Origin of the sequence: Kitasatospora sp. NPDC086791 (assembly GCF_040685975.1) — a bacterium.
Classification (GTDB): domain Bacteria; phylum Actinomycetota; class Actinomycetes; order Streptomycetales; family Streptomycetaceae; genus Kitasatospora.
The window spans coordinates 52,697-66,639 of sequence record NZ_JBFBOC010000030.1 but is presented as its reverse complement, the minus strand read 5'-3'; the positions used below and the strand labels follow the sequence as shown (position 1 = coordinate 66,639).

Here is a 13,943-nt window from a genome sequence, read left to right as displayed (position 1 = left end):
GGGGTCCGGGGGCGGGAGCACCGTCACTGGGCGGTGCGTCGGGGGCGCGTGCGTCAGTGGGCCGTGCGGAAGGTGATGACGGCGGTGACGCCGTCCGGGCGCAGCTCGTACCTGCCCGTCGCGTCGAGCAGCGCCGCGTCGTAGCGGCCGAGTTCGACGGTCTCGGCGCCGTCGATGACGGCCGAGCCCGCGAGGCAGACCAGGAGGACGGTGCTCCCGGCCGGGACCTCGACGGCGACGGGTGCGGTGGCGAGGTCCACGGTGGCCGCGACCCGGCCGCGCCGCGTCATCACGTTGAAGTCCACCACCGGGCCGGCCAGCAGGCGGCAGTCCGTGCCGGCGTCGCCGGAGAACGCGAACGGCCGGTACGGCGTGTCGATCAGCTGCTCGACACCGTCGACGGTGAGTGCCATGCCCGCGCCCTCGACCAGGGTGATCACCCGGTCGATGCCGGGGAACGGGGAGAACGGCCCGGCCGAGGCCACATCGGCCAGGCTGACCCGCCAGTCGAACCCGTCCAGGCCCGCCCCGGCCGGGAAGCCGGCGACCTCCTTGGTCACCCCGCCCCCGTTGAGCCACGCCGTTGCCGGGCGGTCGCTCGCTCGCAGTACCTGGAAACCTTCGCTGGTCGTCATGGGTCCGCATCCTGCCACTGTGAGGTCGGGGCTGTCAGCGGGGGCAGCGGTGGGCGCGGGGTGGGTGGAACGTGGGCTGGTGGCAGTCGGCGGATGACAGCTGACAGCTGACAGATTTCAACAGCTGTCAGCTGTTATCCGTTACCTGTTCTCTGTCACCTGAACCGCCGCCCGACCGACAGCGGCAGCAGCGCCGCCGCCGTCGCGGCGACCGCGACCGTGGTGAGGGCCAGCGGCAGTCCGGCCGCGTCGGCGAGGAAGCCGATCACCACCGGACCGATCAGCATCCCGCCGTAGCCGAGGGACGAGGCGAGCGCGACGCCCTGCGGGCCGCCCGCCTCGCCGGCCCGGGCGATGGCGAGCGGAAAGAGGTTGGCCAGGCCGAGGCCGACCAGGACGAACCCGCAGATCGCCAGCGGCGCCACCGGGGCGAGGGCGGCGACCAGCATGCCGGCCGCGGCCGTCAGCCCGCCGAGCAACATCAACCGGGTCTGCCCGAGCCTGATGGACAGCCAGGTGCCGCCGACCCGCCCGCCGGCCATCGCGAACGCGTACGCGCCGTAGCCGGTCGCGGCCACGGCGGAGCTCGCGTGCACGTCGTCGGTGAGGTGGAGGGTGGTCCAGTCGGCGATCGCGCCCTCGCCGTACGCGGTGCACAGCGCGGTCACGCCGAGCAGCAGCACCAGCAGACGGGCGGGCGAACGGCCCGCCCGTGCGCCGCCCGTGGGCACGGCCGCACCAGCTGCCGAACCGCCGTCCGCACCACTGCGTCCCGCCTGGCTGCCGTCCGCCGCGCTGCCGTCCGCCGCGCTGCCGTTCGCCGCGCTGCCGTCCGCCGCGCTGCCGTTCGCCGCGCTGCCGTCCGCCGCACCGCCGTCCGCTGCCCGGCCCACCCGGTCGGGTGCGACCAGCGGTGCCGCCGGGCTGCGCAGCAGCACCACGCCCGCGCCGACGGTGACGGCCAGGCCGAGCAGCCCGCTGAGCGCGAGCGCCCACGCCGTGCTGAGCGGCCCGGCGAGCAGGCCGCTGACACCCGTACCGAGCAGTCCGCCGAAGCTGTACCCGGCGTGGAAGCTGGGCATCACCGGCCGTCGCAGCTGCGCCACCAGATCGACGGCGGCGCTGTTCATCGCGACGTTGGCCCCGCCGTACCCGGCCCCGAACAGCAGCAGCGCGGCGCCGAGCGTGGCCACCGAGTGGGCGTGCGCGGGCAGCAGGACGGCGAGACTGAGCAGGGCGAGCGAGCCGACGGTCACCGGGCGCGAGCCGTATCGCAGGCAGAGCCGTCCGACCATCGGCATGGTGAGGACGGCCCCGATCGACAGGCAGAGCAGGGCGAGCCCGAGGGCGCTGTGCGAGGCGCTGACCTGGCGGCGGACGTCCGGAATGCGGACGACCCAGGCGGCGAAGAGGAAGCCGTCGACGGCGAAGAACGCGGTGAGCGCGATGCGCGCGGGACCCCAGGGGCTGTCGGCCGCCGGGGGTGTGCTGCGAGACTGTGAGGAGGAGCGGTCCGGTGCGGGATGGGCGTGGATTTTGTTTCGAAGCGACACAAAGTAACAATAGGGGCGTGCAGCTCTCACCATCAAGCCCGAGGCCCGGCGCCGGGAACGGCCCCGACGCGCAGCGCGACGGCCACCGCCGCGCGGCCCCCGACCGAGGTCGGACGCTGCTCGGCCCCGCCCTCTCGCTGATCCACACCGGCCAGACGCCGACCCGCTCGGCGCTCACCCGCGCGCTGGACGTCACCCGGGCCACCGCCGGTGCGGTCACCGCCGAGCTGGAGGCGCTCGGGTTGATCACCGTCGACTCACGCCCGGCCGGCGGCGGCCGCGGCCGCCCCTCGCACCGGCTCGCGATCGATCCGCAGGGCCCGGTCGTGGTCGCCGGACAGATCCACGCCGACGGGCTGAGCGTGACCCTGGCCTGCCTCGGCGGGCTGCTCGACCCGCCCGTCCACCTACCGCTGCCCGCCGCCACCGACCCGGTCCGGATGCTGCGCGCCGTCGCCGAGGCGGGTGCCGAACTCGCCCGCGCGACCGACCGCCGCTGCCTGGCCGCCGCGCTCGCACTGCCCAACCCGGTCACCGAGCCGGACGGCACCGCCCTCGCCGCGCTGCACTTCGCCTGGCCGAGCGGCACCCCGGTCGCCGACCTGTACGACGTCGAGGTCGGCCGCGCCGACCACGGCCCGCACGCGCTGCGCCCGCTGCCCACCGCGCTCGCCAACGACGCCAACCTCGCCGCGCTCGCCGAGTACCGGCACGGCGCCGGCCGCGGCGCCCGCCATCTGCTCTTCGTCACCTCCGGCCACCGCGGCGTCGGTGGCGCGCTGGTGATCGACGGCCACCTGCACACCGGCAGCGCCGGCCTCGCCCTGGAGGTCGGTCACCTCACCGTCGACCCGCAGGGCCGTCCGTGCATGTGCGGCAACCGCGGCTGCCTCAACTCGGAGACCGACCCCGACGCGCTGTTCGCCGCCGCCGGACTCACCCCGGAGCCGGGGCGTCCGCTGCTCGACCAGGCGCGCGAGCTGTGCCGGGCGGCCGCCACCGACGACAGGGCGCGCGCGGCGGTCGAGCACGTCATCGACCGGCTCGGACTCGGGCTGGCGGGCGTCGCCAACATCCTCAACCCCGACCGGGTGGTCCTCAGCGGACTGCACCTGGACCTGCTGGAGGCCGCGCCCGAGCGGCTGCGCATGGTCGTCGCGGAGCGCAGCCTGTGGGGGCGCAGCGGACGGGTGCCGATCGTCGGCGCGGAGCTGGCGCACGGTGCGCTCGCGGGTGCGGCCGAGCTGGGCTGGGGGCCGTACCTGCTGGACCCGCAGTCGGTGCCCGTCCAGGTCGGTTAGCCGCGCCGGCTCCCGTGCGGGCTCGTCCGGTCCGGACGAGCCCGCGCAGGGGCGATAAGTGGAACCTGGATCTTCGACAACGGTTACTTATCGTGACAGTCATACACTCGTAGTGAGCAGTGGGGGGCCACCACGAGGGAGAAGTGACCATGAGCACCCAGCCCGACGCCGAGCGCGGCATCGAGCGCGACCTCCGGTCCGGCATCCAGCCGACCGTCGACGTCGACCGCTCCGACCAGGACTACCGGGCCTGGCTCAAGGAAGCGGTGCGCAAGGTCCAGGCCGACGCCAACCGCTCCGCCGACACCCACCTCCTGCGCTTCCCGCTGCCGACCGCATGGGGGATCGACCTCTACCTCAAGGACGAGTCCACCCACCCGACCGGCTCGCTCAAGCACCGGCTGGCCCGCTCGCTCTTCCTCTACGGGCTCTGCAACGGCTGGATCCGCCCCGGCAAGCCGGTGATCGAGGCCTCCAGCGGATCCACCGCCGTCTCCGAGGCGTACTTCGCCCAGCTCATCGGCGTGCCGTTCATCGCGGTCATGGCCAAGAGCACCAGCCAGGCCAAGATCGACCTGATCCAGTTCCACGGCGGCGAGTGTCACCTGGTCGAGCGCTCGGACGAGGTGTACGAGGCGTCCGCCCGGCTCGCCGAGGAGACCGGCGGGCACTACATGGACCAGTTCACCTACGCCGAACGGGCCACCGACTGGCGCGGCAACAACAACATCGCCGAGTCGGTCTTCGCCCAGCTGCGCCTGGAGCCGCACCCGGAGCCGGCCTGGATCGTCGCCACGGCCGGCACCGGCGGCACCTCGGCGACCATCGCCCGCTACGTGCACTACATGCAGTACGACACCCGGATCTGCGTGGCGGACCCGGAGAACTCCTGCTTCTTCGAGGGCTGGGTGCGCCACGATCCGGACGCCGTCTGCGAGAGCGGCTCGCGGATCGAGGGCATCGGGCGGCCCCGGATGGAGCCGAGCTTCGTCCCGGGGGCGGTCGACCGGATGATGAAGGTGCCGGACGCCGCGTCGATCGCCACCGTGCGGGTGCTGGAGCAGGTCCTCGGCAAGAAGGCGGGCGCCTCGACCGGGACGGGCCTGTGGAGCGCGCTGCGGATCGTCGCCGAGATGCGTGCGGCCGGGCGGACCGGCAGCGTGGTCGGCCTGATCTGCGACCCGGGGGACCGCTACCTGGACAAGTACTACTCGGACGACTGGCTGGCCGGCGAGCGGATCGACATCGCGCCCTACCGGGCCGCACTGGAGTCCTTCCTCGCCGGGGGGCCGTGGGTGGGCTGACTCCGAGCGGCCGGCCGGTCCGGTCCGGTCGGTCCGGTCGGATCTCCGGCCGGCCCGACGTGTAGCGTCAGGCGGCTCGCCGGGCGCCCCGGGCGTGGCGCTCGGCGAGTAGTGGTCGCTGCTATCTTGCCTAGCGCTGCTAGGATCCGGACATGTCGATTCACCAGCGCCGCGAGCGCGAACGCGCCGAGCGGCACCAGCTGATCATCAGGACCGCCCGGGAGCTGGCCGAGGCCGAAGGCTGGGACGCCGTGACGACCCGTCGGCTGGCGGAGCGGATCGAGTACAGCCAGCCGGTGCTCTACAGCCACTTCGCGGGCAAGACGGAGATCGTCGCGGCCGTCGCGGTGGAGGGCTTCGCGGAACTCGCCGCAGCTCTGCGGGCGGTTGTCGCCGAGGCGGACGGGCCGGCGGCGGCGTTCGCGGCGGCGGCCCGGGAGTACCTGGCCTTCGGGCTCGCCAACCCGGCGCTCTACGACGCGATGTTCACCCTCGCCACGGGCCTGCCGTTCGGCCGGCCCGACGCGCCCGCGCCGTTGAAGGAGGCGTTCGCGGCGCTGGCCGGGGCCTTCGCGCAGGTCGCCGGGGAGGGGGATCCGGACGTGTTCACGGAGGTGGGCTGGGCCTCCCTGCACGGGCTGGTGACCCTGGAGCGTGGCGGCCGGCTCCGGCCGGACCTGGCGGAGGCGCGGGTGGAGCTGCTGGTGCGACGGCTGTTGGGGTAGCGGCCCCGAACGGATGACAGCTGACAGATGGCAGCCGACGGATGACAGATGACAGATTTCAGATTCCGTCATCTGTCGTCCGTCGGCTGCCGTTCGTTACCCGTCGACTGTCGCCCGTACGCCGCCGGCGCCCGTACGCCGCCGGCGCCCGTACGCCGCCGGCGCCCGGGCGCAGCCCACCGCGCTCTACGGCAGCGGCGCGGTCGGCAGATCGGCCGGGACGAGCAGCTGGAGCTCCTCCGTGGACGGGTCCGTCAGGTGGGCGATGCGTACCGCGTGCCGCTCGACCATGGTCTCGAAGACCTGCCGCGCGGTGCGCCCGTTGCCGAAGTTGGGGCCGCGCTCCAGCCGTCCGAAGTGCCCCAGCAGCGCCTGCTCCGCCTCCTCGGAGAGCGCGTACTCGTGCTCCGCGCACTGCGCCCGGGCGATCTCCAGCAGCTCGTCCGCCGTGTAGTCGGGAAAGCTGATGGTCCGTGAGAAGCGGGACGAGACACCGGGGTTGGCGGAGAGGAAGCGCTCCATCTCGGCGGTGTAGCCCGCCACGATGACGACCACCTCGTCCCGGTGGTCCTCCATCAGCTTGACCAGGGTGTCGATCGCCTCGCGCCCGAAGTCCCGTGCGCCGTCCTCGGGGGCGAGCGCGTACGCCTCGTCGATGAAGAGCACGCCACCGCGCGCCCGGTCGAAGGCGGCCGCGGTGCGGATCGCCGTGGAGCCGATGTGCTCGCCGACCAGGTCCACCCGCGCCACCTCGACCAGGTGGCCGCGCTGGAGCACCCCGAGCGAGGCGAGGATCTCGCCGTAGAGCCGGGCGACGGTGGTCTTGCCGGTGCCGGGGGCGCCGGTGAAGACCAGGTGCCGGCGGAGCGAGGGTGCCTTGAGCCCGGCCTGGCGGCGGCGTCGGCCGACCGAGATCAGATCGATCAGGGTCCGTACCTCCTGCTTCACCGTGGCCAGCCCGACCAGCGAGTCGAGCTCTGCGAGCGCTTCGTCGGCCGGTCGGCAGTCCGGGATCGGGGCGATCGCCGCCGAACCGGTCGCCGCCGAACCGATCGCCGCGAGTGCCAAGCCCGGTGTTGCGGCGCCCAGTTGTGACGTCCGGGGCGACGGTACGTCCGCCGCTCCGAACGGCGACCCCGATCCGGAGCCCAGCCCTGAGCCCAGCCCTGAGCCGAGTCCCGACCCCGACCCCGGCCCCAGCCCGGCCGCCGGTGCCGCCCGGACGTCGTCCGAGGTGCACCCCTCCGCGACCGGCCCCGGCTCGGAGAACTCGAACCCGGCGCGCTCGTTCTGCTCCGCCCGGCACCGGGTGAGCTGCGTCCGGCAGCCGTCGATGATGTGGAAACCGAAGCCCTTGCCGTGCGAGACCCGGCAGTCCTCGAAGGTGCCGCGTCCCTGCGCCGAGACGTACACCCCGGCGTCCGTGCTGGCCCGCACGGTGCAGTCGCGCAGCACCGGGTCGGCACCCTTGGTGACGATCACCCCGGTGGCCACGTCGGAGATCTCGCAGTCGGTGAGCAGCCCGCCGCTGCCGTGGTCGCGGAACCAGAGTCCGGTGCCCGCCTCCTGGACCCGGCAGGCGGCCAGCGAGACGGTGGCGCCGCCGCTGACCGAGACCGCCGAACTGCGGATCCGGCTGAACGAGCAGCCCTCGGCGGTGGCGGCGGAGTCCCGGTCCAGGACGAACAGGGCGTCCGGCAGGTCGTGCAGCGAGCAGTCGGTGAGGGTCAGCCGGGCGCCGTCGCTGACCCACAGCGCCGGGTACTCGCCACTGGAGCCGTGGATCTGACAGGCCTCGGCGATCGCCTCGGTGCCCTGGTCCCAGACCGACAGCGCGCCGCGCCCGAAGTCCCGGATGGTGCTGTGCGCGAGGCTGAGCCGGGAGCGTCCGCGCAGGTCGGCGCCGTTCTCCGGCAGGTCGTGCACCCGGCAGCCGGTCAGCACGAGCTCGGCCTCGCCGTCCAGGGTCAGCCCGTTCCCGGTGACCCGGTGGATCTCGCAGTCGACCAGCCGGCCGCCCGCCTGCGCCTCGGCCTGGACGCCGCTGCCGCGGATCTCGTAGATCTCACAGCCGGTCAGTTCGGCCGCGCTGCCGGGGTCGGAGAGCAACACGCCGGCGCCGGAGGCGTGGTGGACGCGGCAGCGGTCCAGGGCGGCGGTCGCGCCGCCGAGGACGGCGAGCCCGGCCTGGCCGGCGGCGGCGACCTCGCAGTCCTCGAAGGCGGCGGCGGTGCCCTCGCCGCGCAGCCGCAGCCCCAGCCCGCCCGGGTTGGCGACGACGCAGCCGCGCAGGGTCGGCCGGGCACCGCCGGAGATCTCGATCCCGGTGGCGGAGCGGGTCTCGACCCGGCAGCCGCTGAACGAGGGCGTCGCCTGCGGGCCGGTGACCAGGACGGCCGGGGTGGAGCTGTCGCCGCCCTCGACGACCAGGTCGCGGACGGTCGCCGCAGCGGTGACGGTCAGCGCCACCCCGGAGGACGGCTCGATCCGTACGGTGCCCGGGCCCTGGGCCGGGACGATCGTCACCGGCTTGTCCAGCAGCACGTTCTCCCGGAAGGTGCCCGGCCGGACGGTCACGGTGTCGCCCGGTTCGGCGGCCGCGAGGGCCTCCGCGAGCGTGTCGTAGTCGCCCGCGCGGCGACGCCAGCGGGATGCGCTGTCCTGGGTGACCCGGACCCTGTGCTCAGCCATGACGGTCTGTCGTCCCCACCTTCGTCGAGCCGGCGTGCAACGGGCCGAACGCGCGGGGGTGCGCGGGCCGTCCGCCCACCGTAGCGCGCTCACATGGGTGGTCCGGCCGCCCGTCATCGCGCGGACACCGGTAGAGCCCACCGCCGCCACAGGTTCCGACCACTTGTTTCAACGAGCGCGCACAGCGGTAGTTCCGTGCGTCGGCCGCTCCGCACCACCCCGGCCCGTACCGCCCAGGCCCCTCGCGACGACACGCGACGACACGCGACCACGCGCGACCACGCACGCGACCACGCGCGACCACGCCGCCCCCGGGGCGCGGCACCCGCTCAGCGCCCGTCGGCCGGCCAGTGCGCCCCGTCCTCCAGCACCTCGACCTCGTCGCCGAGGCGCAGCGTGCCGAGCACGTCGCCCTCGACGCCGGCCGGCCGCTCGGGGATCAGGTTCTGCCCGAAGGCGGCCTTGCGCAGCAGTCGGTGATGCCGGGCCAGGGTGCGCAGGGGTTCCTTGCCGCGCCGCTCGCCGGTCTCCTGGTCGGTGGTGGTGATGACGCAGCGCCCGCAGGGCTTGACCACCTTGAAGGTGAGCCCGCCGATCCGGATCCGGCGCCAGCCGTCCTCGGCCCAGGGCTCGGCCCCGGCGACCACCGCGTTGGGGCGGAAGCGCTCCATCGGCAGGGGCGCGTGCTCATCCGGGTGCTCGGCGGCGATCAGTTCGTTCAGCCGGTCCAGCGATGCGGTGGTGGTGAGCAGCAGCGGGAAGCCGTCGGCCATCGAGACGGTGTCGCCGGGTGTGCCGTACTCGGGGTCGACGGGCCGGGCGCGCGGGTCGTCGAGGTGCACCAGGCGGTAGTCGCCGAGGTGTTCGGCGATCCAGTGATGTGCTTCCTTGGGCGCCTCGGCGGCGTGGAAGCGGGTGCCCCAGACCTCGACGTCGGCGAGCGGGTCACCGGCCGCGACGGCGGGGGCGGGGACCTCGATCCGGGAGCCGTCGGGGGCGGTCAGCACGAGTGAGCCGTCGGGTAGGAGGGCGGGCCGGACCTGTCCGAGGGCGGCGTTCTCGCGCTGGCTGACGAAGCGTCCGGTCGCGTCGGCGAGCATCCAGCGGCGGTCTCCGGCCAGGCCCCAGGGATGGACCTCGGCGGTGTCCGGGCTCAGGCGGTACATGGACTTGACGGGGTAGACGTGGAGTCCGGTGAGCAGCATTCCCCCATCCTGCCAGCAGGTTTCCGGTTGCCCGCGGGCCCCCCTGATGCGCACGGACCGCCCGGGACGCCGTGAGGGGCGTTCCGGGCGGTCCGTGGATGACCCGTTTCTCCGTTCGCCCGGCGTTCAGGGGTCGCCGGGTTGTGCTCAGGTGGTGCGGGTGCGGGCCGCGTGGGGGTCGGCCTCGGGTGTCGGTGGTGTCAGTAGCCCTGACCCTGGGGCTGGTAGCCGCCGTTGCCCTGGAACTGACCGGGGTCGCCGTACGGGCCCGGACGCTGCGGCTGCATCGGGCGGACGGGCGCGGCCGGCGCCATGGCCGGGCGCAGCTGGGCGCCGCCGAAGGACTGGGCGCCGCCGAACGACTGGTCACCGCCCTGGCCCTGGAAGCCGGGGCCGCCGGCGGACGGGGCGCCGAAGGACTGCGAGCCGCCGAACGACTGCGGACCGCCCGGCTGGGCCTGGCCGAAACCGGCCGGGCCGCCGACCGGCTGCGCACCGAAGGACTGCTGGCCGCCCTGGCCACCGATGAAGGTGTTCTGGCCGCCGAAGCTCTGGCCGCCGGTCGGCTGGTAGCCGCCGCTGGCGGTCTGGGTGAAGGCCGGAGTCCCGGGCTGCGGCCGCTGGTACGGCTGGGGGGCGCCGTAGCCGGGGACCGGAGGCTGCGGGGAGGCGTACGCCGGCGCGGGCTGCGCGGGGATGTACGCCGTGGCGGGGCCGGCGGAGGGGCCGCTGCTCGGGCCGGGGCCCAGGGCGAGGCGGGCGGGCGGCAGCGCGGGGAGGTTGCTGCCGGCGCTCTCGTACCCGTTGCCGTACCGGTTGTCGTGGGACTGGCCGAGGCCGGATCCGTAACTGGTGGACAGCGCCGGCGGCAGGGCGGCCGGCACGTTGATGGGTGCGATCTGGGGGACGCCGCGCTCAGCCACGAGGCTGTCGTAGATCGGCGTGCCGGAGGAGAAGGACGGAGAGGGGTAGCCGACTCCGTCGTAGGAGCGGGGCGAGGTCATGGGGCATACGGTAAGCCCACAATGCGCCTGCTGAGGAGAGCGGGAGGGGGAGCAGTTCGAGTGTTTACACAGTCTTCGCTCGCACAAAGGCTTCGAAAGTAGGAAGAACGGACATATCGGAGTCTGCTTCCGGACAACCTTGGCGCCCCGTCAGTGATCGAACAGTGGCCGGACGGCGTTGCCGGTCCGCCTTGTGGTGACGGGCCGGTGGACGGCCGGGGGCCCTGCGGAGAAACTTTTGCGGACGGGGCGTGCGCTGGCGCATTCGAGCCCCCACCGAGGGTTCGACAGGGGCTCGTGAATGTTTCGGGAATAAAGATCCCGTCAGCGCGCTGACCTCCCGGTTCGAGGGTCTCCGCCGGGGCCCGATCGAGGGGCTCCGATCGATGGCCGCGGCTCCGGTCCGGCGCGGTCGGGGGCCCGGAACCGTCGGTTTCCCCGGCCCCGCCCGGTCCCGTCGAGTCCCGTCGGGACCCCCGCTCCTCAAGCTCAGTGCGGCTGCATCGCCTGGTTCTGCGCGGGCAGGCCCGGCCTGGTGATCTCCGAGGTGCAGAACGAGCAGCGGGTCGCGGCGGCCGGGATCGAGCTCAGGCACTCCGGGCAGTCCGCCTTCGCGGCCGGCGCGGGCTTCGCCGACTCGAAGCGCGCCTGCAGCTTGCCGACCGGCACCACCACGGCGAAGTAGATGACCGCGGCGGTCAGCACGAAGCCGATCACCGCGTTGACGAAGAGGCCGTACGGGAACCGGGTGCCGGCCACCTCGAAGGTCTTCTGGGTGAAGTCGCCGACGGCGCCGGACGCGACACCGACCAGCGGGGTGAGGAAGGCGCTGACGAACCCGGTGACGACGGCGGTGAAGGCGGCACCGATCACGATGCCGACCGCGAGGTCCACCACGTTTCCGCGCAGCAGGAAGCTGCGGAATCCCTTGAACACCGGGTGACTCCAAATCCGTACGGGGAAGGGGGAGATGGGGGCGCGGCGGCGCCCCGGCCGGACATCCTGCCGAGCGACCCGGCCCGAGGTCCAACCGGGTTCACCCGATCCGCGTAACCGCTTCGGGGCCCGGCGGCGACGGGCCCGGCGGTGCGCGGGCGCTCCGCGTACCGGCCTATCGGGCTTCGGTGCTCCACGCAACTCGGCTGTGCAAAACGGTACTTGACACGGAGGCGAGCTGTGACCCGGTGTGTTCCCCGGACAGGCCCGTCGCGACCGGGCCCGTGGCGGTGCGGCCGGTCGTGACACAGCCCGCCGACGGCCCGCCCCGACGGCCGCCCGGAGCGGAGGCGCCACGGCGCGAGGACGGCGAGCCGGGGCGCGGCCGGGGGTGAGACGGGGCGCACGGTGGTCGCAACCGGCGCACGACGGCGGGTCCCTGGCGCACGTCCGGTGTACAAGCGCGGGCAGACGGGCCACCATCAGGTTGCGCGAAGGGGCTGTCCCGGGCGGAGCACTGTGCCAAGGTCGGTCCATGCCCGACCATATGTCGGCCGATCCGGCCGGAACCCGTCCGCGTGTCCTGCACCTGATCAGTGATTCACGCCGCGGCGGCGCCCAGAACTTCGCCCGTGACCTCCACCGGGAACTGGGCCGCCGGGGCCAGTCCTCCGCGCTGTGCGCCCTCGCCCCGCACCCGGTCGTCCACCCCGGCTCCGTGGAGGCCGACCCCGGGGACTGTCCAGGCGCCTCCGGCCTGCGCACCGCCTCCGTCCTCGGCCCCGGCCGACTGCGCCCGAGCACCCTGAGAGCACTGCGCTCCGCCGCGCGCGCCGCCGACGTCGTGCTCGCCCACGGCTCCGACACCCTGGCGGCCTGCGCCCTCGCCCTGGCCGGCACCCGCACCCCGTTCGTCTACGTCTCCGTCGGCCACCCCCGCTACTGGACCGCCAGTCGCCTGCGCCGGGTGCGCGGCGGCGCGCTGATGCACCGCGCCGCCGCCGTCACCACGCTCACCGACGAGGCGCGCGCCGTCCTGGAGGAGCAGTTCGCACTGCCCGATGGCAAGGTGCACGTGATCCCCAACTCCCGTGCCGCCGAGAGCTATCCGCCCGCCGACGGCCGGGACGACCGGCGCGCCGCCCGGCACGCGCTGGGCCTGCCGGCGGACGTCCTGCTGGTCGCCTGGATCGGCGCGATAGCGCCCGAGAAGCGGCTCGACCTCGCCCTCGACGTGCTCGACCGCCTGCCCGACGTCCGGCTCGCCGTCGCCGGTGACGGCCCGCTGCGCGAGACGCTGGCCCGCCACCCGGCCGCCGCCCGCGCCCACTTCCTGGGCCCGCTGCCCGACCCGGCCCCGCTCTACCGCGCCGCCGACGCGCTGCTGCTCACCAGCGACAGCGAGGGCGTGCCCGGCGCGCTGATCGAGGCGGCGCTGGCCGGGGTGCCCGCCGTCGCCACCGACGTCGGCTGGGTGCGCGAGGTCGTCCGGGACGGCGCCACCGGCGCGCTCGTCGCCCCCGGGGACCCGCTCGCCCTGGCCGAGGCGCTGGGCAAGGTGCTGGCGGTCAACCGGGCCGGCCTCGGGGCCGCCGCCCGGGCGCACGCGCTGGAGCACTTCGAACTGGGCGCGGTGGTGGACGACTGGCAGCGGCTGGTGGCCGAGGTGTGGACGGCGGGTGCGGCACCCGCGGACTGATGCGGCGCCCGCCGACCGACGTGGCGCCCGCCGACTGATGCGGGACGGGCCGACGCGTCGGCCGCCGCTGCGCCGTTCGGACGAATCCGGGCCCGCCGTCGCGCACCGACCCGTCGGTAACAAGGCGTCGCCAGCAGACTTCCCGGTGTGAACTCCAAGTCGCTGCTGCGGTCCACCGTCCTCCTCGTCGTCGCCGCCGGGATCGCCGTGTCCCCGGTCCAGGCCGGCGCGGCGAACCACCAACCCCCCGCCGTGGGGTCCGAGTTCGCCAGGCTCGACCAGCCTCAACCGGTGCGCGAGGACGCCCGGACCGAGGCGGTGGAGTTCTTCTGGTACGACTGCGGACACTCCCAGGCGCTCGAACAGCCCCTGCAGGCCTGGGCCGAGAAGCACCGCTCGGACGTCGCGCTGCGCCGCGTTCCGGCGATCTGGCCGGGCAGCCCGGAGGCGGAGGTCCAGCGCGGCCACGCGCGGATGTACTACACGTTGGAGCGCCTCGGCCTGGTCGAGCGCCTGCAGGTCGGTGTCTTCCGCGCCATCCACACCGAACACGTCGACCTCGCCACCGAGGCCTCCGCCACCGACTGGGCCGCCCGCCACGGCGTCGACGCCCAGCTGTTCGGCCGGACCTACCGGTCCGCCGAGGTGCGCCGGTCGGTCGACGACGCCGCCGCCGCGTTCGTCCGCTACGGCATCAACGAGCTGCCGACGGTCATCGTCCAGGGTGAGTACCGGACTTCGCCGACGAAGGCCGGCGGCGTCCAGGCGATGCCCGAGGTGCTCGACTACCTGGTGCAGCAGGAGCAGTTGAAGAAGGGCTGAGCCCCGCACCATCGGTGACGATGCGTCAGCTCGCTCGTGCACGACTTCGGCCCGCGACTTCACCCGCA

Annotated in this window: 11 protein-coding genes; 5 read left to right on the top strand and 6 right to left on the bottom strand. The window is 74.2% G+C overall.

Annotated elements, in window-relative coordinates; all coding sequences use genetic code 11:
- Positions 1-53: 53 nt before the first annotated feature.
- Both AB0Q99_RS28505 and AB0Q99_RS28500 read right to left on the bottom strand, forming a co-directional pair.
- Positions 54-635, bottom strand: coding sequence for a HutD family protein (locus AB0Q99_RS28505; RefSeq protein ID WP_363576426.1), 582 nt, complete (start codon positions 633-635; stop codon positions 54-56).
- A gap of 155 nt (positions 636-790) precedes the next feature.
- Positions 791-2,188 (bottom strand): MFS transporter, encoded by a 1,398-nt coding sequence (locus AB0Q99_RS28500; protein ID WP_363576425.1) that lies wholly within the window; start codon positions 2,186-2,188, stop codon positions 791-793.
- Positions 2,189-2,304: 116 nt separating this feature from the next.
- On the opposite strand from AB0Q99_RS28500, the gene AB0Q99_RS28495 reads away from it, so the two are divergent.
- From AB0Q99_RS28495 to AB0Q99_RS28485, 3 genes are all read left to right on the top strand, one after another.
- The gene (locus AB0Q99_RS28495) at positions 2,305-3,489 is read left to right on the top strand and encodes an ROK family protein (RefSeq protein ID WP_363576444.1); all 1,185 of its coding nucleotides are present in this window, start codon (positions 2,305-2,307) and stop codon (positions 3,487-3,489) included.
- Positions 3,490-3,638: 149 nt separating this feature from the next.
- Positions 3,639-4,793, top strand: coding sequence for a PLP-dependent cysteine synthase family protein (locus AB0Q99_RS28490; protein ID WP_363576424.1), 1,155 nt, complete (start codon positions 3,639-3,641; stop codon positions 4,791-4,793).
- A gap of 152 nt (positions 4,794-4,945) precedes the next feature.
- Positions 4,946-5,518 carry a TetR/AcrR family transcriptional regulator gene (locus tag AB0Q99_RS28485; protein WP_363576423.1) on the top strand — a complete coding sequence of 191 codons (573 nt, stop codon included), beginning with the start codon at positions 4,946-4,948 and terminating at the stop codon, positions 5,516-5,518.
- Between the two features lie 186 nt (positions 5,519-5,704).
- Here the strand turns inward: AB0Q99_RS28485 and AB0Q99_RS28480 are convergent, their stop codons facing one another.
- From AB0Q99_RS28480 to mscL, 4 genes are all read right to left on the bottom strand, one after another.
- On the bottom strand, positions 5,705-8,209 hold the full coding sequence (locus AB0Q99_RS28480) for a right-handed parallel beta-helix repeat-containing protein (RefSeq protein ID WP_363576422.1): 2,505 nt from the start codon (positions 8,207-8,209) through the stop codon (positions 5,705-5,707).
- Positions 8,210-8,538: 329 nt separating this feature from the next.
- Positions 8,539-9,414: an MOSC N-terminal beta barrel domain-containing protein gene (locus AB0Q99_RS28475; protein ID WP_363576421.1), complete on the bottom strand. Its 876-nt coding sequence runs from the start codon at positions 9,412-9,414 to the stop codon at positions 8,539-8,541.
- 200 nt (positions 9,415-9,614) lie between these two features.
- Positions 9,615-10,418, bottom strand: a complete 804-nt coding sequence (locus AB0Q99_RS28470) for a DUF6643 family protein (RefSeq protein WP_363576420.1) — start codon at positions 10,416-10,418, stop codon at positions 9,615-9,617.
- Positions 10,419-10,907: 489 nt separating this feature from the next.
- The gene (mscL, locus tag AB0Q99_RS28465; RefSeq protein WP_363576419.1) at positions 10,908-11,354 is read right to left on the bottom strand and encodes a large conductance mechanosensitive channel protein MscL; all 447 of its coding nucleotides are present in this window, start codon (positions 11,352-11,354) and stop codon (positions 10,908-10,910) included.
- A gap of 535 nt (positions 11,355-11,889) precedes the next feature.
- Between mscL and AB0Q99_RS28460 the strand changes: the two genes are divergently transcribed.
- Both AB0Q99_RS28460 and AB0Q99_RS28455 read left to right on the top strand, forming a co-directional pair.
- Entirely contained in the window at positions 11,890-13,053 is a 1,164-nt protein-coding gene (locus AB0Q99_RS28460; protein ID WP_363576418.1) for a glycosyltransferase family 4 protein, read from the top strand.
- Positions 13,054-13,200: 147 nt separating this feature from the next.
- The gene (locus tag AB0Q99_RS28455) at positions 13,201-13,875 is read left to right on the top strand and encodes a thiol:disulfide interchange protein DsbA/DsbL (protein ID WP_363576417.1); all 675 of its coding nucleotides are present in this window, start codon (positions 13,201-13,203) and stop codon (positions 13,873-13,875) included.
- The last annotated feature ends 68 nt before the right edge of the window (positions 13,876-13,943 follow it).

Bases quoted from the DNA above. Each gene is read 5' to 3' on its own strand.
- AB0Q99_RS28475 (WP_363576421.1), bottom strand. From the start codon at position 9,414: ATGCTGCTCACCGGACTCCACGTCTACCCCGTCAAGTCCATGTACCGC.
- AB0Q99_RS28485 (WP_363576423.1), top strand. From the start codon at position 4,946: ATGTCGATTCACCAGCGCCGCGAGCGCGAACGCGCCGAGCGGCACCAG.
- AB0Q99_RS28470 (WP_363576420.1), bottom strand. From the start codon at position 10,418: ATGACCTCGCCCCGCTCCTACGACGGAGTCGGCTACCCCTCTCCGTCC.
- AB0Q99_RS28460 (WP_363576418.1), top strand. From the start codon at position 11,890: ATGCCCGACCATATGTCGGCCGATCCGGCCGGAACCCGTCCGCGTGTC.
- AB0Q99_RS28490 (WP_363576424.1), top strand. From the start codon at position 3,639: ATGAGCACCCAGCCCGACGCCGAGCGCGGCATCGAGCGCGACCTCCGG.
- AB0Q99_RS28480 (WP_363576422.1), bottom strand. From the start codon at position 8,209: ATGGCTGAGCACAGGGTCCGGGTCACCCAGGACAGCGCATCCCGCTGG.
- AB0Q99_RS28505 (WP_363576426.1), bottom strand. From the start codon at position 635: ATGACGACCAGCGAAGGTTTCCAGGTACTGCGAGCGAGCGACCGCCCG.